Source organism: Rhodococcus sp. SBT000017 (assembly GCF_003688915.1).
GTDB lineage: Bacteria > Actinomycetota > Actinomycetes > Mycobacteriales > Mycobacteriaceae > Rhodococcoides.
This window is the reverse complement of sequence record NZ_REFU01000004.1, coordinates 72,905-96,305: the sequence shown is the minus strand read 5'-3', so window position 1 is coordinate 96,305 and position 23,401 is coordinate 72,905. Positions and strand designations below refer to the sequence as shown.

Here is a 23,401-nt window from a genome sequence, read left to right as displayed (position 1 = left end):
GATCTATATCACGTTTGAGGTCGGGGTCGCGGGTGTAGATCTCTGTGGACGGGCCAGCCGACCTCGGCGCGCCGCACTTGCCTCATACCCACGACGGCGTCGATGGGACAGGAGTGCCGCGATGACACCACGCTCTTCTCTGCCGTCGCTATCTCTCTCCTCCAAGGTCAGTGACCGTGTGTTGGTCGACGCAGCGGTGGCCGGCGACCGCACCGCGTTCGAGACCCTGGTTCTGCGGCACGGCCCTGTGCTGCATCGATATGCGCGGCGCATGCTGCGCGACGAGGGCGCGGTCCACGAGGTCGTACAGGACACGTTCGTCGCGGCATGGCGACAACTGTCCAGCTTCCGAGGCGACTCCGCGGTGCGGACCTGGTTGTTCGCCATCTGCTCGCGCAAGGTGATCGATTCCACCCGCGTCAAACATGCCCAACCTGTCGACGACAAACTGCTCCAGCCCCTCGCCGATCCCCGGGCGGTCGACCCGTTCGAATTCGCCTCCAACGCGCAGTTCGTCGAGGCACTCGAAGCCGCACTCGCCGAGCTTCCTCTGCGTCAGCGTGCATCATGGGTGTTACGGGAAATCGAGGGGCACACTTTTCCGGAAATCGGAGCCGCTCTGGGATTGAGTCCCGATGCTGTGCGGGGCCAGCATCGTCGCGCCCGCGCGATGTTGAGTCAACGACTGATGAGGTGGCGATGAACGACGATCCTGTCGCTGCATTCTGGACAAGAGCCTGCACCGTCCTGCGAGAGCTACCCGAACCTGGGTGGGACCGAATCGCCGGCGCGGTGGTCGACGCCGTTCGCGCCGCCCCGCGCGGAGGCTGGCCGATCGACATGAGCGAGACCGGGGTCAGCGATGACACCTCGGCCCTCGGAACACTCGCGGTCAGCGATCTCGTTCTTCGCGGCGCGATCGCACGTGCAGTGCGTCTCGACGAGATCTGCGTCCCGCGTGTCATAGAGGTGCTCACCGACAATGCTCACCTGCGCACGATAAGGGTCGAACTCACCGCCCGATACGGCAGCGAACTCGACATCCTCGCCGACCGAATCCGCCGCACCGTACTCGATGTCGTCGACGACATCATGGGTACAACTCCGGTCGGCTCCGGAGACGGAAGTAGCTCTACCCGCGGCGGTCCTGCGGTCGATGTCGCAGTCACCGACATCGTGGACGGCAATCCGCTGACGTCGTGACCGGCGGTCAGCCGCCGCCTATTTTCACTTTCTACGATGTACTTCCAGACCGACCATCACTCCCGTGCCATCTGGCGTCGCTTCACCTCCACGCGTGTGCTTTCATCAGGGGCCATGGACAACACCGATGCCACCAGCGCTTCCATCCTGGCCGCCACACCGATCGGTGCCACCGACGACGCCTCCGATATCGCCACGGCTGCCGCCAGAGAGGGCCTGGACCCGGCGCAGCTCGGAGCGATGCTCATCGCGCTCGGTGGATCGATATCCGACGAAGACGATCTGGTCGTGCTCCTGCAGCGCATCGTCGAGGTCGCCGCCGACGCCATCGACGGCGCGGACAGTGCCGGAGTCACCATCGAACTCGGCGGCAGCATCTACACCGCAGTCCACACCGACGATCGCACCCTCGAGGTCGATGCTCGTCAATACGCCGCAGGTGACGGGCCCTGCCTGCACGCTGCCCGCAGCGGCGAGATCGTCTTGGTCGATGTCGATCACTGCGAGCAGCGCTGGCCGGGGTTCGCCGCCGACGCCGCGCGCGAAGGCATCCACTCGTTTCTCGCAGCGCCGCTGCGTACCGCGGACATCACTCTCGGTGCGCTCAACCTCTACGGCCGCGCGCCCGCAGCATTCGACGCACTCGACGCCGACGTCCTCGATGTGCTCACCACCGCCACCGCACGCGCGATCGGTGACTACGCACGCTTCAAGTCCGCATCCGAAGTATCGATCGCTCTGCGCGAAGCAATCGAACATCGTGCGCCCATCGAACAGGCCAAAGGCATGCTCATGGCATTGCACCGCATCGATGCCGACGCCGCGTTCGCGCTCATGCGTTCCCAATCGCAGACTTCGCACCGCAAACTCCGCGACATCGCCCACGACATCATCGACACACTGACCACCACTGCACCGGGATAGTTGCTTCGCACCCGAGATCCGCCGCGCCCGACCCCGATGTCAGTGTCAGTGTCAGTGCCATGCCCCGGCATGTCCGCCGGTGTCGGCTCCAGAGCAGTATCCAACCGCTCATCGGCAGGTACGAGCTGCGGCATTGTCTTCGGCGGCGACACCCCGACCCTGCAATGCTCTCGACCTCGTCGAGCTACAGCCGTCGCTCGCATCCCAGCAAGCGACCACATAATGTGATCTGTATCACTATTGCGTACGGTGTGGGTCGCTCTCGTCGTCACACAACAGGTCGGCTTCGAACGCGATGGCGTCGCGCACCTCCAGATTCGGGGGTGCCCGGGGTCGACCGCGAAGCATACTCCCCACTGGGGGCCGCTTCGCCTGTGTGCGGCGCGCACCGACCGCCCAGCGCACACCGCCCTTCGGTGACAAGTCGCAAAGTCATCACCTGCACGTGTCGCGTCCGAGTTCATCCTCGGTTCTGCGGTTACGCAGGCTCGACGCGTGACCCCTTGCGGTTCGTCACCGTTCACACGATCAGAAAGTACTGGAAACTATGTCCGAAGCACTCAACAACGCTCTGTCGACCATCGCAGAGTTCGTGCCCAAACTGCTGCTGTTCCTGGTGATCCTGGTGATCGGAATCGTCCTCGCCAAGGCCATCGGAAAAGCTCTCTCGGCCATCCTCGAACGCGTCGGATTCGACCGTGCGGTCGAACGCGGCGGAGTGAAGAAAGCACTCGAGAACAGCAAATACGATGCCAGTGACGTCGTCTCGAAGATCATCTACTACGCCTTGGTGCTGTTTGTGTTGCAGTTGGCATTCGGGGTGTTCCCCGCTAATCCGATCAGCGTGCTCCTGAGCCAGATCATCGCGTTCCTCCCGCGCCTGATCGTGGCCATCATCATCATCGTGGTTGCCTCGGCCATCGCAGCCGCAGTACGTGAGCTGATCTCGAACTCCCTCGGCGGACTGTCCTACGGCAAGACCCTCGCCAACATCGCGTCGGTGTTCATCCTCGGTTTCGGTGTCATCGCAGCTCTCAACCAGATCGGTGTCGCCACCACGGTCACCACGCCGATCCTGATCGCCGTCCTGGCCACACTCGGCGGGATTCTCGTCGTCGGTGTCGGCGGCGGACTCGTCCAGCCGATGGCCAAGCGCTGGGAGGGCTACTTGACCAAGGCCGAGGACGAAATGCCCCGGATCAAGGAACAGGCCGCCAACGCGCCCTCTGTAAAGCAGCAGGCCCAGCACGCCAAGAACGAAGCACAGCACCGCTACTGATCGACCGGCATGCACCTCGGTGCGTGGGTAGACATCCACGCACCGAGACCCCGCCGCCACGCGCGCCGTTTCACGTCATGCGGTCAACCTGCCACATCGACGACAAGTCACCGACGGCACGCCGATCTGCGGGCTGCCGGGTCGGCGCGGTGCAGTGTCCGGTCGACGATCGAACGCTCCGGCAGATGCTCGACCCTCCCACCCGCGAACGGACCGATCGCCACGAGCTCGAAATACACCGTTCTCGACTTGTGCAGCGCCGGTTGTGAGGGTGTTACGGACGTCGGCCCGAGTACTACCAGTTGAGTGCATGTCTCGCCGAGACATCGGCGTTGAGCACGGTTGAACTTCGAGTCTCAGCCCAGCCCGCTGGACTTATGCGGTTCGGATGCAGGTTCGGTGGGACTCGTACTGTCCACGATCAGCCTGTGTGCAGCAGTGCAGACCTGGGCTGAATCGACGGTGAAGAAGTAGCTCCATTGATTCGACGACGACGCTGGAGCGTCGGGGTCGAGGGGGCGAGCGACCAGGGCGCAGTAGAACCGTTGGCCGATAACGGCGATGGCACCGATTCTTTCGAAGGTTGAACCAGGTCAGCGTGACGTACCCCGTCGGTGGCGGTGAACAGTGCACGAGGTGCGCCGAGTGCCTTCACATACGGGTGCTTGCGTGCCAGATGCTGCAGCGTTCGCGCCATGTCGGCGGTGCACAAGTCGGGTTCTCGGAATGCGATCACGATCGTCAGAGTTTCGGTGGTGGTCATTGCGAAGTCGAGCAGGTGATCGGAGATGAACGTGAGCAGCGAGATCGACGTCGTGTCGGTGGCGCGATCGTCGAGTATCTCTGTCAACGGTCTCGTCGCAGGAGGGCGTGGCAGCATAGGAAAGGACGACGTCGGGGATGCATCGAGGGGGCGGGCCGCCCGAGGTGAAATCCTTGTCCGTACGCGGCACCCCACGCGATCGCCTTGTCCTTCTGTCTCTCGGTTTCGATTCCTTCGGCGATCAGGGCGACATCGAACCGGCTCGCGTAGGCAAGGACGGCAAGCAAGGTGGCGAGCTTGTCGCCGGGGAGGTCGTCGTCGAGCAGCGATCTGTCGAGTTTGATCACCTCGGGTGCGAGAAGGGGCAGTACCACCATCGAATCGGGGTCGGCACCGACGTCGTCGAGAGCGATGATGATGCCGTCGCGCCGGAGTCGGTCAGCGGACCGGAGCAATCGCGCCGGGTCGGTGAGCAGGGAGCGTTCAGCGAATTCCGCGACGGGCCGAATCTGCGAGCCGCCTGATCGCAACAGTTCGCTGAGGCGGCGGGCCGAAGTCGACGAGTTCTCGGAGGACATTGCGTCGGCTTCTATGTTGACGAACAACGTGCGCGGCGGGTGGTCGGCGGGGGTGAACTGTGCCGCTGCAGCAACTGCTGAGGCTATGCATCTACGGTCCAACTCCTCGGCCATTCCCATCGTGCGGGCGATGTCGAAGATCTGTTCCGGCGACGTGTCGGGGAAGGCCGGCCACCTGGTCAGTGCCTCGTGGGCAACCACCAGCCCGGTCCTCGAGTCGACGATCGGCTGAAAAACTGAGCTCAGTGAGCCGAAACGCTCATCGAAGTCACCGTCGACGCCCAACTTTCACCCCATGTTCTCGATCCCCGTACTGCACGTGCACAGAAACTGTCGTTGCCTGTGTCGAGGCACGCAGGGCGTTGTCTGCTTACGGACTTTGCCGGCTCTTCCCAGATGAGGGTGTAGGTCGGCCGGGCGCGTCGGTCCGCAGATAGACGTCGAGGTCTCCCGACGATGGAGGTTCCTACGCCATCCATCCGAAAGACCTCGACGTGTCCGACGCTACCCCGCCGGCCGGCTTCGGCCGCCCTGACCTGACCGCCTTCGCGGCTCATCCCAATCGACCCTGATCGGGTCTGCTGACCCCCTCGACGAGAACGCAGCGACATCACAGCCACCCAACCCCGACCGCCCGGGAAGCCGGGGCACGTCACATGGCCTGTGCTGCGGGCGTGTCGAGTGGGTCGTCCAGGGGCGACGCAGGAGCGTCGACGCGACGTGCTGAGAGGTGGTTCCAACCGAGCGCTAGGACACCGGCTACAGGCATGGCGATAGGTCAGGAACGGCGTCGCTCCCTGCGCAGGAGGGAGCGCAGAGTCTCGGCGTTCGCGTAGCCGACCCGTAGCGCGATCTCGGCGGAGGTGAGGTCCGTGGTTGCTGAGAGGTGCCGCGCTCGTTCGATGCGAAGCCGTTGGACGAAGCCGAGCGGAGTGAGGTTGAGCGCCGCACGGACTCGTCGTTCGAGGGTGCGCCGGCTGATGCCGAGCGACTGCGCGACGAAGGCGACGTTGAACGGTTCGTCCAGGCGGGCGCGCACGAAGCGTTCGAACTCGACGACGATCGGGTCCTCGTGCCGGAGATGTTCGTAGGCGACGAAGGCCGCCTGCGACGGACGCTCGTCGATGATGAGGAGCTTGGCGACATGTTGGGCCAGGTCGGGGCTGATCGATCGCACGAGTGAGAGCGCGAGGTCGATGTGGGCGAACGCGGCGCCGGCGGTGACGAGGTTCCCGTCGACCACGACCATGGTGTCGAGATCGAGGGCGACGGTCGGATAGCGCTTCAGGAACTCCGGCCCCAGGAACCAGCTGGTCGTCGCCCGCCGATGATGCATCCGTCCAGTCTCGGCGACGGCGAACACGCCGGTGCACGCCGCGGCGATCCGGGTGGTCGCGTCGTCGAGGCGCCCGAGTGAGGCGATGACCGAACGTGCATCTCGGCTCTGGAGGGCGTCGTTGGTAGCGGCGGCCGTGAGGGTTCCAAGCGCAGGGACGACGACCACGTCGAACTCTCCGGACTCCGACAGCGGGTGGTCTACCGACAGGGTCATCGATGCCGTCGTGGTCACTCGCCGTTTCGGTCCGAGGATGGCGAGTTCGATCGGGTCGATCCGCGGGTCGACATCGCCGCGGGCTCCGTCGGCCACCCGCACGATGTCGATGACCGACGCGACAGCCGAACCGAAGCAGCCGTCGATCGCGATCAGTCCGATACGCATGGCGCGAACAATAGCAATACTGTCGTATACGCCACTCCCCACCGGCCCTCGCTCGTCGTACGCTGAACTCGCCCCACGAAGAACCCCGACTTCAAGGAGAACCCCTCATGTCCACACCCGCATCACTTCCGTATGCCTTCGTCGCCAAGATCGTCGCGGCCGATGGACAGCACGACGCGCTCGCCGATCTGCTCGCCGGCGCTGTCGCACTCGCCAACGAAGAAGTAGGAACGATTGTCTGGTTCGCGGCTAGGACCCACGCCGACACCTTCTGGATCTTCGATGCATTCCCCGACGAGGCCGCTCGCGACGCCCACGCCAACGGCGCCATCGTCGCAGCCCTGATGGCCAACCAGCACCTCCTCGGCGCAGCACCCGAGATCCTGGCGGCCGACGTCCTCGCGTCCAAGCTCCCGTAGTCCGCCAACGCACGAGACGATCGCGCCCCGCCGAGCCGTCGGGCCCGACCGCCTCGACACCCGCACCACGTTGACGATCCCCGACGGGCCGATCACGAGGAGGCCAGGCAACACCAGGCGCAAGCCTGGAGCGGCACTGTTTCACCGGTGGTCATCGAGAGAGCCAGCGCGGTTCCATGGCAGCGCAACTGTGTCAACTTGCCCTCCGTCCCGCGAGGCGTGTCGACTAGTCTTCAGTAACGTGAAGCAGTCTGATATCCCTCCCGGCCGTCGGACATGATCGGCGTTGCTTTGTCGTCGACAGTCACCCGAAAGATGCGGAGCATCAGCAATGTCAGAGCACAGCGTGTTCGACCCCTCCGAGCGTGAACAGGACTCGGTTGTCCGTGCTCTGCTCGATGATCCCCACGTCGATGTCGTCGACACGACAGACGAACAGCTGGCCTCGCTTCGTCGGTTGCTTCCAACGACGGCCGGTGATTCCGAGGAGATGCGGTGGGTGCATTACCCGTGGCGGCGCACAGTGGTTCGCGTCCTCGGTCCACGCGGCTTCGATCAGCTACGGCTGGACCGCAACAGAAACAAGATCACCTCCGAGGAACAAGCTCGCTTCAGAGACCTACGGGTGGGAGTGGTCGGGTTGAGCGTCGGCCACGCCGTCGCTCACACCCTTGCGCTGGAAGGACTGTGCGGCGAGTTGCGTCTGGCCGACTTCGACGAGCTCGATCTCTCGAACCTCAACCGAGTCCCGTCCTCGGTGTTCGACTTGGGCGTGAACAAGGCGGTCGTCGCGGCCCGACGGATCGCCGAGCTCGACCCGTACCTGAGGGTGCAGGTGTTCCCGGACGGTGTGAATGCTGCGACGCTCGATGGCTTTCTGGACGGGCTCGATCTCGTGGTGGAGGAATGCGACTCGATCGACACCAAGCTGCTGGTCCGCCAACACGCCCGCGCCCGAGGCATCCCCGTGGTGATGGAGACCAGCGATGGCGGCGTCCTCGATGTCGAACGCTTCGATCTCGAACCCGACAGACCGGTGTTCCACGGACTGCTCGGCGAGATGGAAACCGCGGATGTGGCCGACATGACCGTCGAGCAGAAGAGCACGATCGCAGCGACGTTGCTCGAGCCGACCAAACTGACCCCGAGAATGATTGCGTCGGTGCCGGAAATCGGGCGCACGCTCTCGACCTGGCCGCAGCTCGGCGGAGACGTCGCGCTCGGTGGTGCCGCTGTGACCGCCGCTGTGAGGGCATTCGGCCGCGGTGAACCGCTCCCGTCCGGTCGACGGCGAATCGACCTGGATTCGTTGGTGCGCACCGGAGTCGATCCGACGGTTGGACCGGCAGGGGGATGAACGGGCACGCCACGACAACAAGGGCCGCCAAACATTCTGTGCCGGGATCGCGCCCAACACTGATTCGAGGAATCATCGGATGAACGTGATCGACAAGTCGTCTCGTCGGCATCCAAACCCGTGGCGGTCACGGCTCGATACCCGTACTACCGCGGTCATTGTCAGCGCTACCGGCGCTGTACCGCTGTTGGCCATTGCCCTGTTGTCTCCGACGTTTTTGCGGCCGAATGCGCTTCCGGTTCTCATCGTGGTGCTGACGTTCACCGCGGTAACCGTGCTCTTCGCTGCCAAGGTGGGGCGGTTGAGCGAACGTCAGTTCGCGGTCCTGGGTTTCGGGGGTATGACCGGAGTCGCTATCAGCGCCTACCTGGTCGCGGATCCGTCCGGGACGCGCGCGGTCACCTCGATGCTGGCGATCGTTCCGGCTATCGCTGCGTCGAGTTCACCGCCGCGGGTCACCGCGCGCCTGTCTGCGGCCTCGGTGGTCATGGTCACGGCATTGTCGGTGGTCAGTGTGGGTTCCTCCGGTTGGGCGGTGACCGCCGTTGCGATCGGTGCCGCCGCGACCACGGTGCTGGTGCCGGTTGCGCTCATCGGCGGCCTGCGCCGAACCCTGACGTTGGTGAACGAAAAACTGCAACGGTTGGCCGACACGGACCCGTTGACCGGTCTTCTCAATCGCCGTGGATTGCTTTCGAGTGCACAGGTTCTCGTGCACCAGGCGTGCGAGCGGAAAGAACTACTGGCTGCTTTCGTCGTCGATGTCGACCATTTCAAGACCGTCAACGACACCGACGGTCATACAGCCGGGGATCGAACGCTCGCTGCAGTCGCAGACACTCTGGCGTGCGCTGTGCACGCAGCGGTCGGCGAAAACGATGCGATCGTCGCTCGAACCGGTGGCGAGGAGTTCCTGATTCTCGCCCCGCACCGAGACGGCCGCGAACTCACTGAGCGGATACTCGATCGAGTCCGGTCCGACTGCAGGGTGACCGTGAGCATCGGAACGTTGACGCTCGACGTCCGGCCCATCGCACCCGGTGACCCGGCGTTACCCTCCGCAGACGTTGCTTCGAGCGAATCGGGCGGTCTCGATCACGTGCTCGACGCCGCCGTCCGCGCCGCCGACGCCGCGCTCTACCGCGCCAAAGCCGACGGACGAGATCGCGCGTACCACGCGGGCACACTCACGATCACATGGTCGGGCAGCCCCAGGTCCGGTCAGATGAGAACGAGCCGCCCCGAACTCTCGACCAGCCGTCACGCCGCCGACGGGACGCGCTGAGCGTTTCCACACAATGAGCGGGCCTCGCGGACCATCGACTCCCACACCTCGGGTCTCGCGCTGCGGGCCAGCGTGTGCATGTCCCACCACATCATGACGGTCCGGTATTGCTCGCTCGGGTACGCCGCGGCCGGGATGGCGTGGTCGATCCGCCCGCCGGAGCTTTCCCACAGGCGCAGGACGTGATCGGCCGCGCTGGCGAACAGGTACCGGCTGCCGGTCAGTTCGAGCGTCGGCAATGCTGTCCGAGCCAGCACATTCGACACCGTCCGCCCTGCGGCACCCGCATCGACCCACGCGCTTTTCATTTCTACGATCCCGTGGGGGATCCGGGCGTGCAACAGTTCGGTGACCAGAGGCAGTCCAGGCGAGTCCTGCCATTCGGTGAACACGTGGGACTGCTCGATCATCGTGTAGGGGCCTTGTGCCCTGACTCCGCCGAGCATCTGTCCTGCCCTGTCGAGCACCACGTAGAACAGGGTTGTCGTGGCGCCGGAGGCGACTTCGTCCAGATCGAGCGCAGCGGTGACACCATGGCGTGAGTACGATTCCCACGCTCCTTCGACATAGCGGGACCACAGTTCCGGGGATCCCGATGGTGTCGCGGCCGTCAATGTCATGGTTCCACCGGCGCAGCGCGTCGACCGGGAACCGACGTCGAGCCCGTGACCGACGGGACGGACGAGCCTGTCTGTCTGTGTGCTCTGTCGGCTGGCCGACGAGTTGCGCGTAGCGTGCCGATCGGCTGCGGACTCGATGGCATCGGCCGAGTGCGAGCTCGAAAGTATGGGAATCGTCATCGATGAGGCTCCTGAGGGGGTGGTGCCCGATAACCCTTCTGGGGCATGTCGAGCGAGTAGTCGGTGTGGAACAGCTAACACAGCTATTGTGCAACAAACAAGCCTACGGACCGGAGGAATGCTTCAAAACATCCTTTCAGTCTGTTAACGGCGGCTCAAATGTGTTATGTCACTGAATTGAGCGCGTGGAAGTCGCACAGTTCATGATTCATCACATCACCTGGTTGCGTGGAGCCGGTTTTCAGCGAGGATGTGTCGGTCAACGACTTCGGTTCGCTCCGGATGTCGCTCAGGCACAGGTCGTCCTACGGCGGAGCGAGACTACGGTTTCTTCGCCGCACACGAAGGGCTGCGGGCTAATCCGCACCCATCGGGAACACGATCGTTGTCGAGTTCTTGCGCTGCTCTCGCTCTCGCCATCCAGCGGGTGTGTCTGGTTCTCTGCGTGCCCGATACGTGACGAACTTTGTTTGAATTCATCCATGGTTGCTGCAGGAAGTAACACAAATTCTGGACCCGCTATTGGTGATGAGGTCCAGCTCCGGAGGGGCGGGGAAGTGGTGTCGGGGATCGTCGTCGAGGACTACTCCGATCAACTTGTCTCCGGTCCCGCGTTGGGTCGCGACTGGGCGCACCCGCATCGATGGGCTGTCGCGTTGAACTCGGGAGAACTCGCCTTCGTCGACGACGGTGATTTGCTGACCGAGATCGACGGAAAGAAACGGTGAGCGGTGGCGCCCGAGCAGCAATGTGATCGTTGGTTGCGTTTGCCGTGTTGTGGGAGCCGTTCGGGGGAGCGTCGGCATCGGATGTATTCGTCGAGTTCGGACTCGGGGTGGGTGAGTATCGCTGCCCGGTTGAGGGAACTGACTGGACGCACATGATCGAGATTGCCTCGACCCGGCGTTACGGGATCGGTTGGTCGAGTATTCGCGACGCCGGGATGAGCGCGCGCCGCGTCGGCGAATAGTGAAGAAAAAGCAAGCGTCACCACTGTTTCGGTACCAATGGGTGGCGGATACGGACGACGAGAGGTCTGTGCGCTCCCGGTAGGTTCAGTATGCGGCGTGTCGGTTCCGTCGTCGCGGCGGTACGACGGAACCGACACACCACAACCCCGACAGCAATCGCACGAGGCTGTGCGGGATCTTGTGCAACGACCGACCAGCGTGCCTCTACCCTCTCACTCAGCTGGGTTCCAGCAGAGAGTTGTTCGCTACTCGACGACATCGGTCAACTCTCCCGCCGCGTCCGGGTCGAGGAACTCGAGAAGATCGTTCAGCATTTTCTCAGCGCGGCTTTCGACGTCGGCGAAGACGGACTCGATGTCGCAGAGCAAGTCGTGGGCTTGTCTGCGTGCGAGTGTTCCGCGTTCGTAGTAGCCAGAGTCGAACGAGGTCGTCGTCGATGCGGGTTCCGGTGCTAGACCCGGTTCGGGGCGCTGAGCCCGAGTTCGATGGCGTGGGTGGGTAGGCGCTCGCCCGTTCAGGTGCATACGCACGATGTCGGCCACCGCACGCGGGGTGAGCGGGGCTTCAATCAGCGGGGTGTGGCCCCACCGGTCGATCGGAGTGAGCAGTAGCTGTTCGCTGGCCGGATTGAAATGCCGGTCGCATCCGGTGAGTTCGGTAACGCCTACCTCCTCGATGGCATCAGCGAGCATGCCGTTGCTCGGGTACCGCTCGTAGTGCCCGAGTACCTCGCACCAACGTCGATACACACTCTCCGGGGATACACCCGATCTCACCAATCTGGGCGAGGTGACGGCGTGAGCGCCGTTGGCTGTCTCGACGTGTAGAGCATCTGCCTGCAGATCTACAGTGACATCGCACATCCGCACCGCCGCGATCTGCGTAGACGGCAGACCCGTCGAAGCCAACACAAGCATCAGGGTGTCTCGTCGCGCGAACAACGCTGTCGGCCAACCCGATTCCGGGAGACGCCCGATGATGCCGCCGATGAGGGTAGTGAGATCGTGCAGTCGTTCTGCGCGGGCCACGTCGAGGGCAGCCCGGACGGTCTCTGCGCGTCCCGGTGGGGGTAGGTCGTGGCGGTAGTGGGCAGCGTCGATGACCGCGATCCGGCGGCGTTGCGTCCCTGGCGCTGCAGGATGCGCTCGTAGGAACCAAGCAAGCGATTCCGGCGAAGTCGGCAAAACCGGCTGGTCGAGAGCGGCGCACCAGTCCTCGAAAATTGACCAGGTGTGCCGATCCCGCTCCGCCACAGACGCTTTCACGCTACGTGCCGCATGCACCGAATCAGGATTGGCGACGACGGCTGCAGATGTCGCCCCCGACTCCGGTCGGCTCGCCGGCGCACGTGACCCCCGATCTTCGCGTGTGCTCACAATCCGAGGTCAGTGACGCCGTTGCCGACCAGCGGTGCGTTCTCGCGGGCGTAGATTTCGACCATGCCGGGTGTGGCGTGCCCGGTTTGCCGCATGATCGCATGCGCGTCCGCGCCGTTGCGGAAGGCTTGGGTGACGAATCCTGCCCGCAGGGAATGCCCGCCGAGCTGGGCGACAGTGTCGGGGTCGTAGCCGGCGTGAGCGGCGCGGCGGCGGATCGCGGCATGTACCGCCGCCCCGGATAGGGCTGTGTCGGAGAGGTTGCCGTTCTTGCGGATGGACCGGAACAGCGGCGAAGGTTTGTCGGCGGTGGGCAGGGTGCCGCGGCAGATATGGGAATCGAATTGTGCTGCGCGGGTGAGTAACCGAATGATGGCGACTCTGCCGCCGGTGTCGAACGCGGCGACGATCTGCAGCCATCGCACCCACGCGCAGACCGGGCAGGATTCGTGCCGGTCGGTGAACGGTAGTGCTTTCACTGCTCCGGTGCCGTCTTGGTCGGTCTTGGACTTGCGGATCCGTACGTGTGCGCCGTCGAGGCGGTCGCGGCGGACATCGCGACATTCCAACGCGACGAGTTCGCTACGACGAAATGCGCCGGTGTAGCCCATCAGGAGCAGCGCGGTGTCGCGGCGTTCGAGCACTTCCGCCGCCCACCCGACAGAACTGCGACGTGCGTGGTCGACGATCGTGGTGATGTCGGAGGTCAGCAGCGGCGCGCGCGGGTTGCGGGGCCGCTCCCCCGCAGACGCGTAGTCCCGCCGGATACCTGAGAGGGTGGCGCGCACCATCTCGTGGCCGCATGGGTTGTCGTGGCCGGCCCCGCGATGTCGGTCGGCGATCGCCGCGACCCATTTGCCCAGTGTCGACGGTGCGTAGGCTCGCGTCCCGTCCGTAGTGAGTGTGTCCGCCGCGGCGACGAGGTAGGCCGCCACCGTCGCGGGATGCGCCGGCAACGAGATATACCCGGTGGCGGTGCACCAGGTTTCGAAGCGTCGCCACGCCGAGGTGTAGGCCCGCCGGGTGCCGGCGGAGCGAGACGCTGCCATCGAGCGCTCGATCCGAGCGGCAACATCCGGCGGTAGATCAGGAAACACCGCCGCACCACCCCCGACACGACAGCCGGAACCGTGTTCGAGCCGTCCGCGAGCTGGTGTTCTGACATGGGCAGGACTGTAGCGGGCACCTCGGACACACTTTTTAAATCGAGAACACGGTGAGCAGGCGTTTCGCACGAGATGGTGCGGGAAGGAAAATTCTCGTCGGTTACCGCACACAAATCGTGGGTGACTACAGGGGCGATCGATTTCCGCCTGAAAGCCACCGTAAAGAAACGTGTGGAGATCACGCGCGCTTTCAGTCCCAGTCCAGCCGGATGCCGAGTTCGACGAAGGCAGAGGCCAATTCATCGACGTCGTCTTCGGTGCGGCACCCCGTTCGAGCGAATCCGAACAGAGATCGGGCGGCGTCGCTGTCGACGCGGGCGGCGGCGACAGCGGCATCGATCGCCGCAATCACACCGTCCCAAGCGCTGCGGGCCGGTACCGGACTGCGAGACCTCGTCGGAGCGGTCCCCGGATCGACCGGCTCGTGCGAACGTGGGCGCAGTAGAGCCGCATCAGCACCACCTGCGAATATCTCGTCGTTCTCGACCGCGATCATCGCGGTTGCGGCAGCGAGCATGACTGTCGACTGCTCGTTCCACCTCAGGTCCTCGAACGGAACCCACGCGGTCCGGAGAGGTCGAGAACAGCCGGTGGACTTCCAGATCGCGCTCAGTGGCTTCGCCCACCATCCAGTGCGGACCAGCGGTGTGGACACTTCGTCGACGACGGTGCGCAGCAGCCTGAACCACACTGCTGCATGAACACGGCCTCCGCCGAGCTCGACCGACCCGCTCGTCAACGCGGTGACGCTGCGTCTGTCGATTTCTGCGACGGCCGCCACGACCGGTATCGGTGATGCGTGTTCGTCCGCGCCGGGCGGTGTCCTGTCCCAGAAAACCAGTCTGCCGGGCACCACAGCGCAGAATTCCAACCGGCAGAGGTGCTTCGTGCAACTGGTCAGTATCGGGTATTGGTGAGCCATCATGACCGCGATATCGGTGTCTGTGTCGAGGTCGTCGATACACAGGGGGCATGCCCGCGTAGTCAGCGTGCTCACCCAGGGAAGCCATGTGCCGGCAGGCGGTGTGCGTCGACGTCGATCTGCCATCGCCAGACCCGCCGGTAGTAGGACAGAGAACTGGTGGACGTAGGTGTCGAAGTCGCATTCGGTGAGGTCGATGCTGTCGAGGAGCCAGGGCGTGCAGCCCGCCAACGTCATCTCACGCAGCCGTTCCGCAGTAGAGGTGCTCCTCTGGGCGAGCGCGTTCAATATCGGCTCGGGTGTGTAGCGGTCCAGGTTCACGCCCGAAGTCTCGAGGCCGAGCCCGTCGAGGAGGTCCGCGGCGGTGATCGACGAATACTGTTCGCTGGTCCGGGCCAGCCACGACGTCAGAGTCTCACCAAGTAGTGGTTGCGGGTGCAGTGGCCACCGCGGATGCGCGCTGTGGTCGAGCGCCGTGTGCGCTGCAGGGGCATCGGCTGGTGTCATGCCAGGTGCCGTTCGAAGTGGCGGCGGCGTTCGGTGGGCCCGGAGTAGGCGGTTTGGGTCAACACCTGTGAGGTGATCGATTCCTCTCCGGCTTCTATTGCGGTCACTGCGGCCGCGGTCAACAGCGTGGCCAGTTCGCCGATGGTGCCCTCACACCGGGTGAGGAGGTAATCGGTCATCTCCGTCGATGTCAGGTGAGAGGGCGCACGCAACGGGAAGCTGGCGGTGAAGCTCGCCAGCAGGGAGCGGGTGTCGGTGTCGTTGGTCCAGATCGGCAGCGTCATGGGGTGAAAACGGTTTTCCAACTGTGCATCACTGCGGATCGCGAGGTACGCCTCTCGGGTACCGACTCCGACGAGAGGGATCCGTAGTTCGTTGCCCAGAAACCTCAACAGGTTCAGAAATTCTCGGCGCACGTTGTCGCGGCCGGCGAGAACATTGTGGAGCTCGTCGATGATCAGCATACGAACCCCGATTGCTCGCAGCAGCGTGACTGCTTGCTGTTCGAGTTCGTGAACGCGGCTCCGTGGCCGGGTCGGCGTTCCGAGGGCAGCGAGCATCGCGAGGTAGAACCGTGTGGGTGCCGGGTCAGGGGGCATCTGCATACACAACACCGGTATGTGCTCACGGTCGGGCAAGCTGACAGCGGGGTGCGCACGCCGGAACTTCTCGATGATCATCGACTTGCCGTTGTTCGTCTGTCCGATCAGTAGCAGGTTCGGCATTCGTTGCCGATCCGGCCATACCAGCAACGTCTCGAGGTGCTCGATCACCGACCGTGCACGCGGATACCCGATCCACCGTTCCGTACGAATGTGCCTGATGCGTTGCGCTGCAGGAAGACCCGCTATCGATCTGACCGAACTTCGCAGGTGGGTCAGATCCGCACTACCGGGGTCGATGTCCTGGCAGCTGCGGTCGTCGCCGTCTCCTGCGGGAGTGATTCGGGGGTCGTTGTTCACCGTTTCACCATTCTTCGATGTCGTCGAAGATCGGAACCGACACGTCGTCGGTGCCTGGGCCGAGCTCGGGCGGGCCCATCGCGTTCGGTGATGTCACGACGCTGCTCAGGTGCGCACGACGACTGCGGTTACGTCGAGCCCGTCTGGTGTCCTTCTGCGCCGATGTAGCGATCTCTCGCATCTTGTCGATCATCGAGAACAAGGCGTGTTCGTCGATATGTGCTCGGCCGTGTTCGCGCAGTCGTGTCACTGCTGCGCGATGCTCCCACAAGGTCACCGCTGGATGTGACATCGTCCGGTACGGCACCTCGATGTATCCGCCGCCGCTGTCGGGGTCCAGGACCCACACCCTGCTCAAATCTCGTGGGTCCCGCCGGATCGCAAACTGGCCCAAGGTCTCTCGTCGGGCGATCCACGGTTTCAGAGCGTTCGAGAAGTACTGGATGTGGTCGATGACGAACCCCGTCCGGGTCAGGCGACGGCGGATGACGGGAAGGAAGTCCACCAGGAATGTGGTCTCGTCAACCACCGTCGACGTCGACAAAGCGGTGCCGGTGCTGCTGGTCCACTGTGCAGCCGGACTCTGCCGCAGGCTGGCGTGCACCTCTGCGTGATACGCCGCGACCGCCAGGATCAGCCAGCGTTCCAGTTCTCGTAACGTCAACGCCGCCTTACTATCCGAGTCGTAGCTGCCCCGCTGGGTTGGGTTCGAGAATGTGGTTCCGGGGAGTTCGTGAACCTGAGTCATGACGGTGCCGATGATGCGTTCGACGATCCCGCCGTAATGCGGCCTGCCGGGTGGGCGGTAGCCGAGGTCGATTCCGTGTTGCTCGCAACCGCGTTGTAACGCTTCGCTTTTGAATTCGGAGGCGTTGTCGACGTACAGGCGGTGCGGCTTTCCGGCCATCGGCCATCGCACATCCGCACCGAGGCCCAGAGAGTCGATCCATACGCTTTTGTCCGAGCACACCCGGCCCAGACATAGCCCGACCGACACTGCGGACGGAGGATCGAGTGTCACCACGAAGCCTGGCACGCAGCGGCTGAAGACATCGATGGCAATCGTGAGGTAAGGACGTCCGATCGGTGCCCGGTCGTATTCGTCGACGATCATCAGATCAACCACGGTGTGATCGATCTGGACTTGCTGGAGAACGGCCGCCACCGGCGGCGGGACATCGCCCGCGGATTGCCGCGACCTGGCGGCGTCCGGTCCGCCACGTGAGCGTGCGACACGGCCTGGGTGCATTGCTGCGATCCGGGCATTGACTGTGTTGCGGGCTGGGATCGGGAGTCCGGCGCGGTGACAGGCCAGCGCGATACGCCGATGCAGTGCAGCGACACTGAGCTTTTGGCGAGCCAGGAATTCACGGTTGATGTGCTCGGTGATCACGTCTTCCACCTCGACCGGCACACGGGAGCGTCCACGTCCGCCTGCGGGCACGGAGACCAGCAGATCGGTAACCACCCCTTCCCCATTCCGGAGCCGGGACAACAGCACGTACACACGCCGGGCCGAGACCCCCAACTGTTCTGCTGCATCCTCGACCGCTGCGGCACCGACCGAGCCTCGATCCAACAGCCCGCTGAGCACCGCAAACCGCGACCGTGCCTGCTCCCACTGCTCGGCCGACGCGGTCAGCACACCCGCCTCTACGACGTCGAACTTGTCCGCATCCATCGCAGCCTCCGAACACCTAACCCAGGTGACCGATTGTGAAGCCCACTCCTGCACTCAGAATGTCAGAAGACGACTGCAATCAGAGGTGAAACCCCAGGAATTTATGACGCCCACTTCTGAAACTGACAGGGGTACGCGAGGGTGTCGACGGCCGAGCAGAGCGTCGACGCGCAGAGGAACGCTCTGAGCGCCGCTGGGTGTTCGCGAGTATGGGTGGAGACGGCGAGCGGTGCGACGACGTCGCGGCCTGAGTTGTCGAATCTGGTCTCGCATCTGCGGTCCGGGGACACTCTCGTGGTGTGGCGACTCGATCGACTTGGACGATCACTGCCCCACCTGCTGCAGACGGTCGAGGATCTCGAATCCGATGGTGTGGGTTTTCGGTCGTTGACGGAGTCGATCGACACGACAACCTCTGGTGGGAAGTTGATCTACTCGATTTTCGGGGCGCTGGCTGAGTTCGAGCGCAACTTGATTCGGGAGCGCACTCAGCTCGGGTTGGCGTCCGCCCGTGCGCAGGGCAGGTTGGGTGGACGGCCGCGCTCGATGTCAGACGCGAAGATCAAGCAAGCCAAGCGAATGCGTGACGGCGGTATGTCACTGGCCGATATCCGAGACGTCGTGGGTGTCTCGCGGTCGACGCTGTACCGATATCTGAAATAGCGCGCTTCGCCATCAGCTGTTGAGACCGAAATTCTAGTCGTCGACAAAGCAAATTGTCACATAACCGCAGTGCGGGAGGGCAATCTATTCAATTTTTGAGACTATCTCACATGCCGCTTACTATCGGACTTGTTTTCCAAGAAAATTCTTTGCCTTCTTGAGTAGACCAGAACTCCGGACTTTTCTTGTATCCGATGTTAACTCTCCGAGCTATCACGAAAGCCCCCGCAACGGTGAATCCCGCAGATCTCAGAGCGGCAGCGGCACTATTAATACGTGCACCCGTGGTGTACACATCATCAATCAAGTACACCCTGCTGTGTTGACTTTTCGATGCTACGAATGCATCGGTGGATGGCTTGTTGTAATCAAGCTGACCGGTCCCACGTTCGAGGAGGGCTTCCACCGGAACCTCTAGTTGAAGTTCGCCCAGCACTGCCTGCAGCGGGTGCGGTCTGGGCCGACTGGTCGAAGGTACGAACGAAATTACGTCGATTGGCTCGCGGCTCTGGATGCGCGCACCGTGCTCATGAAGAAAGCGCGCGATCAACGCCTGTACGACAGGCACATATTCTTCGATGTACGGTTCACTTCCATCTGTTCTGCCTTTGTACTGCGTCAGTAGATCTCGTAGATGAGAGGGTTTTTTGTAGAGCGAGATCATGTCCAAGCGCAATGACGGAGATCCGAGCCTCTGCCGGTTCTGCACACAGTTCCAGCAGTCGCTGGACAGTCGGTCGGTGTAGGTTCTGCAGCGGCCACACGTGTAATCCTGGTCGTCAACCGGTGGCGCAACGAGGTCCGTCGTGGCCGCATCCGATAATTCCAAGAGCCGACTATCGAGGTCCTTGATCATTCGTTGCTCGCAGCGTCGAGCACGGAGAACACGTCGTTCGCGCTCTGAATGAAGCTGGCGCGGCCGCTTTCCGACAATTGTCGAGCCCACGGTTGTTTGTCGAGGCTCGGCTTCCACATCAGAACAGTTCGGCCGTATCCCATTGCCTGTCTGATCTCATGGTTGCTGCCGCTACGCTCCTCGCCTGCCATCACGACACTTACGTCGCTGAGACCGGCAATCACGTTGTTACGTTGAAGGAACGAAGACCGTGTTCGCGGGGCACTCGGCGCGAACTGCGACACGAGGCTACCGGTGTGCCGTATTCGTTCAGCGAGCTGTTCGTTCTGCGCTGGATAGACCTGCCTAATACCCGTTCCAAGGACTGCGATCGTGTGACCGTTAGCCGCCAAGGCACCTTCATGCGCGGCAGCATCGACCCCCAGCGCTAAGCCCGAGACAACGCTGACGCCTGCCCTCGCCAGATCCGCACCAAGCTGGTGCGCAGCCGTGAGCGTCTCGTCGCTGGTCTTACGGCTTCCAATGATTGCAACGGTACGGTGCGAGCGGTCGCGTTCTATGGGAGTTGCCGTTGCGAACAATACAGGCGGGGCGTCCCAGCACTGGAGCAATCGGTAAGGGTACGCGGACTCGCCCGACAGGTCCGCCGCGAGTACCGGCGTTGCGACGCCGTCTGCGACCAACTGATCAAGGCATTTATGCCAATGTTCCACGCGTGCTTGATCGATACCTTCAAGCAAATATTTCAAGAGGTCCGAGTTGTCGGCGTGACTTTCTCGGTCCACAAGCGATCGGAACTGGTCAGGATCCCGCAAGATGCCGGTGAGGTCGCTGGGTTGGGCTGGCAAAATTTCCATCGCCGCCATAACGACTGCCGTGTGGCGTATACGTGGGTCCGAGGTCATGCTCACTACTCTACGAACCCGCTCCGACATTCCTCTTAAGTTTAGTGCCGTCACCCTCGTACATGGCTTGCAACAGCAGCCGCTTGGCGGCGCGCGCTGCTGTAGTCGGGTCGGGTGAAGCGAGCAACTCCCACGTGCGCGGGTCGGTCGGCCGGCTGCCGATATCGGGAGGATCCGACCTGTGGTCGTTCCAGTACCGTTCAGCCGCACCCCCCGATCCTGCGATAGGTATGACGGCGACCCGTCGATGAGCGGCCCATTCGATTTCTTCGGCGGTTTTACTTCCACCGCATATCGCAAGCAAAGCCCTACTCTGGTCGAGGACGGCGGCGACAAGTTGCTCACGCTCAAGGTCGGAGTAGATCGACGTTCCAACCCTCTCCTCAAGGGTGACCGGCGGTTGATTCTTTCCGCGGAAGTGGATGACCAACGAATCTGGCTCATAGGTCTCTTCGTCTCGTCGCAATCGAGCTGTATCGCGGGAAACACACCAGCCTGCGCGTCCACCAAGGCTGGCTATTGTCCATGCAGTCTCGTCTGCGAGCTGCGTTGCGACTGCGGCGCACCAGGAGCCGACGACCTCATCTTCCTCTTCGGGCGTCGGATTCGGCAGGTTGGCGCTCCCCGCGACGAAGACCTGGGGCGGCCGAGTGCGGAGTACCAGGGCGGCAAGCAAGGTGGGAATCTCGTTATGGTCATCGATCTGGCAAATCGTCACACCGCTCGCTTCGAGATCTGCGGCACGAAGTTCGTAAAGCCGCAAGTCGCTCGGGTCGGTCGGAGGCTTCATGATGGCCACGTGGCGGTCACCGGTTGCTGTTCCGAGAGTCCTCGCCAGCCGCAGAAGGATCTCGATGTTGGGGTCAGTGAAGCTGAACCCGAGGAACAACAGACTACGACTCATGTACGACGACCGGAGCACGGTCCAGGTGCGCGGATGATCGACTTCGTACCGCTCGTAGTCGGAGCGCGTGACCACAGGGGGCTGCTGCCAGGTGTTGTCCAACCCGATACTTCCGTGCATCTTGATGATGGCTTTGCGCCGCGACGCGATGCTATGAATTTCGTCCTCGCCCGCAATCACTACTGCATCCGGTATGGAATGCTCTAGGAGAGTGTCGTAATTGGTCGTCCAGATTTCCTTCACAGGCAGTTTTTGCATATCCAAATGAGCTCGCGTCGGCGTCGGTGCGGTAGCGGTGATGATCTTCAGGATGTGATCTTCCAGCGCACCCCTCCCACCATTTGCGACATCCTGTTCGATGTATTCCGCGACCAAGGGAAGGTCGCTATGCGGAGGTATCCCGCATCGTTCCTGAAGCGGCGCGAGCAAGCCGCCCCAGTCGGGGAAACCGGCCGCACGCGACAGCCCGGCTCCAACGAAAATAGCTGCGTTGCCGGCGAGGATGGCCGATCCGAAACGGTCAACAAACTCAGCGTGTGTGATGGGCACAGGTTCATCATGTCAAGATGAACCTGCGCCCGAGACGGCTTGAGCGAGCCGGTGTCTAGGCGCGCCGCACTCGGACCGCGCGGCTCATGCCTTCGACGAAGAGCATGCCTGGCTGTGCTCACGCGACTGGCCGACCTTGTCGCGCTCCGATGCCAGGTCGTGATCGCCACCCACTCACCGATCCTGCTTGCACTACCAGGTGCCACGATCTACGAGATCTCCGACGACGGCGCTATCGCGCTCACTGACTACGATGACGCGCAGCCAGTTCGGCTGACCAGGAGTTTCCTCAGCAATCCCGAACGCTATTTACGGCACTTGACCAGCACTGACCACAGTCCAGACGACGTCTGATCATTGGGTCTCAACCGAACCGCTGGCCACCTCGTCGATGAAGAAGACCAGATAGTGGTTCTGGCCGCCCAGGTGTAGAGACCCGGGGCCGGTGCCGTCCGAAGCAAGGCCCGCGACCCAGCATCGAGCAGACTGAGCAGGACATCCGTTATGTCGATGGTCAAAACGCACGGTTGAACCCACAGGAAGCCGCTGAGGCAGGATGACCCGATGGAAGTAGCTGTGCGCCCCAAGCTGCTCGGCCAACAGTGCGCTTTGCGTAGTCGTTATCCGAGGGGGCTTGCTCATCTCCTTGGCTGGCATCATCGACCTGGCGCCCGGATGGACGAATTTTGTGGGCGGCAGAAAGTCGGTGTTCACACACGCCCGGACAGCGGAGCCGGCAAGACCGACACTCGTGAATCGATCAGACCCGCTGACGTGCGTGTAGCAGGCTGAATCCCGTGTCTGTGACGCTGCGGGGGTCTGTCGTGGTCGGATCAAGACTGGCTGATAGGACTCCGCTTCGCTACACAGACCAGGATCGCTATAGAAGTCGCCCACAACAAAACAGCGCATAACGCGGCAAGACCCGCTCCGCTGTTGAACGCCATGTACATGAGCGCACCCAGAATCCACGGTGCCTTCACGAACCCGCACCCAAGGACAACTACTGCACACCATCTCGCGACGATTCGCCCGCCGCGAGCTCGAAGTGGAACGAGTATCGCGATAGCCACGGCCACTGCGACGAGGGTGAGCAGGGGACCCTGATGCCACTTCAGAAAGTTTTCGGACCACGATTCAGCATTCGCTCCTCCTTGGTCCTGGGATGTAGGAGATGCCAAGACGCCACAGATGATTGCTGACGCGGCCAGGACCAGCACGGTCAGACGCCGCGCGATCAGTTTTCAGATTTCGCGAGAGCATCGAGCATCTGACGTGCCTGCGCTACGTTAGGTCGAGCTTTGAATCCGGAGCGAAGGTCGAGGTTGTCGAAGTGGTCTGCGAGGTCGACCGGTTGGAGGCTCGACTCGAGTAGGTCTGCGGCGGGTTTGATGACGGTTTGGTCGACGTGCAGGACGTGATTGACCAGCCACGACGGTTGGCCGTCGGGCCCGGGGGTCGGCTCTCCGAACAGGGTTTCGAGGGCTTCGGGTTTGAAGCCCCACTCACTGACGAGTTCGACGTCGGTCACCCACCGTGGGCCCTCTACGACATGTCGCTGTGCTTGTGCGCTGGTGCCTTGATCGTCTGCCATGAACGCAGATCGTACCG

22 protein-coding genes are annotated in these 23,401 nt (G+C 63.0%); 9 read left to right on the top strand and 13 right to left on the bottom strand.

The window, feature by feature from the left end; translation table 11 throughout:
* The first annotated feature begins 121 nt into the window (after window positions 1-121).
* From AYK61_RS26315 to AYK61_RS26300, 4 genes are all read left to right on the top strand, one after another.
* Window positions 122-703 (top strand): RNA polymerase sigma factor, encoded by a 582-nt coding sequence (locus AYK61_RS26315; RefSeq protein ID WP_052063197.1) that lies wholly within the window; start codon window positions 122-124, stop codon window positions 701-703.
* A complete protein-coding gene (locus tag AYK61_RS26310) occupies window positions 700-1,203 on the top strand; it encodes a hypothetical protein (protein ID WP_080733455.1) in 504 nt (167 codons plus the stop codon). The genes AYK61_RS26315 and AYK61_RS26310 overlap by 4 nt, the downstream gene beginning before the upstream one ends.
* A 114-nt stretch (window positions 1,204-1,317) precedes the next feature.
* A complete protein-coding gene (locus AYK61_RS26305; RefSeq protein WP_032375669.1) occupies window positions 1,318-2,127 on the top strand; it encodes a GAF and ANTAR domain-containing protein in 810 nt (269 codons plus the stop codon).
* 547 nt (window positions 2,128-2,674) lie between these two features.
* Window positions 2,675-3,406: a mechanosensitive ion channel family protein gene (locus AYK61_RS26300; RefSeq protein ID WP_008720716.1), complete on the top strand. Its 732-nt coding sequence runs from the start codon at window positions 2,675-2,677 to the stop codon at window positions 3,404-3,406.
* Window positions 3,407-3,827: 421 nt separating this feature from the next.
* On the opposite strand, the gene AYK61_RS26295 is transcribed toward AYK61_RS26300, so the two are convergent.
* From AYK61_RS26295 to AYK61_RS26280, 3 genes are all read right to left on the bottom strand, one after another.
* Window positions 3,828-4,256 carry a hypothetical protein gene (locus tag AYK61_RS26295; RefSeq protein ID WP_147458422.1) on the bottom strand — a complete coding sequence of 143 codons (429 nt, stop codon included), beginning with the start codon at window positions 4,254-4,256 and terminating at the stop codon, window positions 3,828-3,830.
* Window positions 4,253-5,032, bottom strand: a complete 780-nt coding sequence (locus AYK61_RS26290) for an EAL domain-containing protein (protein ID WP_121873802.1) — start codon at window positions 5,030-5,032, stop codon at window positions 4,253-4,255. The genes AYK61_RS26295 and AYK61_RS26290 overlap by 4 nt, the downstream gene beginning before the upstream one ends.
* A gap of 493 nt (window positions 5,033-5,525) precedes the next feature.
* Complete coding sequence (locus AYK61_RS26280; protein ID WP_121873800.1) at window positions 5,526-6,467, bottom strand: GlxA family transcriptional regulator; 942 nt, start codon at window positions 6,465-6,467, stop codon at window positions 5,526-5,528.
* A gap of 107 nt (window positions 6,468-6,574) precedes the next feature.
* Between AYK61_RS26280 and AYK61_RS26275 the strand changes: the two genes are divergently transcribed.
* From AYK61_RS26275 to AYK61_RS26265, 3 genes are all read left to right on the top strand, one after another.
* Complete coding sequence (locus AYK61_RS26275; RefSeq protein WP_006247389.1) at window positions 6,575-6,886, top strand: putative quinol monooxygenase; 312 nt, start codon at window positions 6,575-6,577, stop codon at window positions 6,884-6,886.
* Between the two features lie 331 nt (window positions 6,887-7,217).
* Window positions 7,218-8,243 carry an Rv1355c family protein gene (locus AYK61_RS26270; RefSeq protein ID WP_008720739.1) on the top strand — a complete coding sequence of 342 codons (1,026 nt, stop codon included), beginning with the start codon at window positions 7,218-7,220 and terminating at the stop codon, window positions 8,241-8,243.
* A gap of 79 nt (window positions 8,244-8,322) precedes the next feature.
* A complete protein-coding gene (locus tag AYK61_RS26265; protein WP_121873799.1) occupies window positions 8,323-9,528 on the top strand; it encodes a diguanylate cyclase in 1,206 nt (401 codons plus the stop codon).
* Here the strand turns inward: AYK61_RS26265 and AYK61_RS26260 are convergent.
* Complete coding sequence (locus AYK61_RS26260; protein ID WP_008720742.1) at window positions 9,504-10,328, bottom strand: hypothetical protein; 825 nt, start codon at window positions 10,326-10,328, stop codon at window positions 9,504-9,506. The genes AYK61_RS26265 and AYK61_RS26260 overlap by 25 nt on opposite strands.
* Window positions 10,329-10,885: 557 nt before the next feature.
* On the opposite strand from AYK61_RS26260, the gene AYK61_RS26255 reads away from it, so the two are divergent.
* A complete protein-coding gene (locus tag AYK61_RS26255; RefSeq protein ID WP_232433770.1) occupies window positions 10,886-11,056 on the top strand; it encodes a hypothetical protein in 171 nt (56 codons plus the stop codon).
* A 488-nt stretch (window positions 11,057-11,544) separates the two neighbouring features.
* Here the strand turns inward: AYK61_RS26255 and AYK61_RS26245 are convergent, their stop codons facing one another.
* From AYK61_RS26245 to AYK61_RS26225, 5 genes are all read right to left on the bottom strand, one after another.
* Window positions 11,545-12,552, bottom strand: coding sequence for a recombinase (locus AYK61_RS26245; protein ID WP_259468308.1), 1,008 nt, complete (start codon window positions 12,550-12,552; stop codon window positions 11,545-11,547).
* 119 nt (window positions 12,553-12,671) lie between these two features.
* Window positions 12,672-13,724 carry a site-specific integrase gene (locus tag AYK61_RS26240; protein WP_121873797.1) on the bottom strand — a complete coding sequence of 351 codons (1,053 nt, stop codon included), beginning with the start codon at window positions 13,722-13,724 and terminating at the stop codon, window positions 12,672-12,674.
* 307 nt (window positions 13,725-14,031) lie between these two features.
* Complete coding sequence (locus AYK61_RS26235; RefSeq protein WP_259468306.1) at window positions 14,032-15,270, bottom strand: TniQ family protein; 1,239 nt, start codon at window positions 15,268-15,270, stop codon at window positions 14,032-14,034.
* Window positions 15,267-16,172, bottom strand: coding sequence for a TniB family NTP-binding protein (locus AYK61_RS26230; protein WP_121873830.1), 906 nt, complete (start codon window positions 16,170-16,172; stop codon window positions 15,267-15,269). Before AYK61_RS26230 ends, AYK61_RS26235 begins: the two co-directional genes overlap by 4 nt.
* Before the next feature lie 64 nt (window positions 16,173-16,236).
* Entirely contained in the window at window positions 16,237-17,913 is a 1,677-nt protein-coding gene (locus AYK61_RS26225) for a Mu transposase C-terminal domain-containing protein (RefSeq protein ID WP_037106687.1), read from the bottom strand.
* A 141-nt stretch (window positions 17,914-18,054) separates the two neighbouring features.
* On the opposite strand from AYK61_RS26225, the gene AYK61_RS26220 reads away from it, so the two are divergent.
* On the top strand, window positions 18,055-18,576 hold the full coding sequence (locus AYK61_RS26220) for a recombinase family protein (RefSeq protein WP_121873796.1): 522 nt from the start codon (window positions 18,055-18,057) through the stop codon (window positions 18,574-18,576).
* Window positions 18,577-18,682: 106 nt separating this feature from the next.
* Here AYK61_RS26220 and AYK61_RS26215 read toward each other — a convergent pair whose 3' ends face one another.
* From AYK61_RS26215 to AYK61_RS26190, 4 genes are all read right to left on the bottom strand, one after another.
* Window positions 18,683-19,240, bottom strand: coding sequence for a ComF family protein (locus AYK61_RS26215; protein WP_147458421.1), 558 nt, complete (start codon window positions 19,238-19,240; stop codon window positions 18,683-18,685).
* A gap of 188 nt (window positions 19,241-19,428) precedes the next feature.
* Window positions 19,429-20,337, bottom strand: coding sequence for a DNA-processing protein DprA (locus AYK61_RS26210; RefSeq protein WP_121873829.1), 909 nt, complete (start codon window positions 20,335-20,337; stop codon window positions 19,429-19,431).
* A 10-nt stretch (window positions 20,338-20,347) separates the two neighbouring features.
* Window positions 20,348-21,790: an SIR2 family protein gene (locus AYK61_RS26205; RefSeq protein WP_121873794.1), complete on the bottom strand. Its 1,443-nt coding sequence runs from the start codon at window positions 21,788-21,790 to the stop codon at window positions 20,348-20,350.
* Between the two features lie 1,237 nt (window positions 21,791-23,027).
* Window positions 23,028-23,384, bottom strand: coding sequence for a hypothetical protein (locus AYK61_RS26190; protein WP_147458420.1), 357 nt, complete (start codon window positions 23,382-23,384; stop codon window positions 23,028-23,030).
* Window positions 23,385-23,401 lie beyond the last annotated feature (17 nt).

What these genes read in the sequence shown, in the direction of transcription:
- AYK61_RS26315 (WP_052063197.1), top strand. Translation starts at nt 122, where the DNA reads ATGACACCACGCTCTTCTCTGCCGTCGCTATCTCTCTCCTCCAAGGTC.
- AYK61_RS26310 (WP_080733455.1), top strand. Translation starts at nt 700, where the DNA reads ATGAACGACGATCCTGTCGCTGCATTCTGGACAAGAGCCTGCACCGTC.
- AYK61_RS26305 (WP_032375669.1), top strand. Translation starts at nt 1,318, where the DNA reads ATGGACAACACCGATGCCACCAGCGCTTCCATCCTGGCCGCCACACCG.
- AYK61_RS26300 (WP_008720716.1), top strand. Translation starts at nt 2,675, where the DNA reads ATGTCCGAAGCACTCAACAACGCTCTGTCGACCATCGCAGAGTTCGTG.
- AYK61_RS26280 (WP_121873800.1), bottom strand. Translation starts at nt 6,467, where the DNA reads ATGCGTATCGGACTGATCGCGATCGACGGCTGCTTCGGTTCGGCTGTC.
- AYK61_RS26275 (WP_006247389.1), top strand. Translation starts at nt 6,575, where the DNA reads ATGTCCACACCCGCATCACTTCCGTATGCCTTCGTCGCCAAGATCGTC.
- AYK61_RS26270 (WP_008720739.1), top strand. Translation starts at nt 7,218, where the DNA reads ATGTCAGAGCACAGCGTGTTCGACCCCTCCGAGCGTGAACAGGACTCG.
- AYK61_RS26265 (WP_121873799.1), top strand. Translation starts at nt 8,323, where the DNA reads ATGAACGTGATCGACAAGTCGTCTCGTCGGCATCCAAACCCGTGGCGG.
- AYK61_RS26260 (WP_008720742.1), bottom strand. Translation starts at nt 10,328, where the DNA reads ATGACGATTCCCATACTTTCGAGCTCGCACTCGGCCGATGCCATCGAG.
- AYK61_RS26240 (WP_121873797.1), bottom strand. Translation starts at nt 13,724, where the DNA reads ATGGCAGCGTCTCGCTCCGCCGGCACCCGGCGGGCCTACACCTCGGCG.
- AYK61_RS26235 (WP_259468306.1), bottom strand. Translation starts at nt 15,270, where the DNA reads ATGACACCAGCCGATGCCCCTGCAGCGCACACGGCGCTCGACCACAGC.
- AYK61_RS26225 (WP_037106687.1), bottom strand. Translation starts at nt 17,913, where the DNA reads ATGGATGCGGACAAGTTCGACGTCGTAGAGGCGGGTGTGCTGACCGCG.
- AYK61_RS26215 (WP_147458421.1), bottom strand. Translation starts at nt 19,240, where the DNA reads ATGATCTCGCTCTACAAAAAACCCTCTCATCTACGAGATCTACTGACG.
- AYK61_RS26210 (WP_121873829.1), bottom strand. Translation starts at nt 20,337, where the DNA reads ATGACCTCGGACCCACGTATACGCCACACGGCAGTCGTTATGGCGGCG.
- AYK61_RS26190 (WP_147458420.1), bottom strand. Translation starts at nt 23,384, where the DNA reads ATGGCAGACGATCAAGGCACCAGCGCACAAGCACAGCGACATGTCGTA.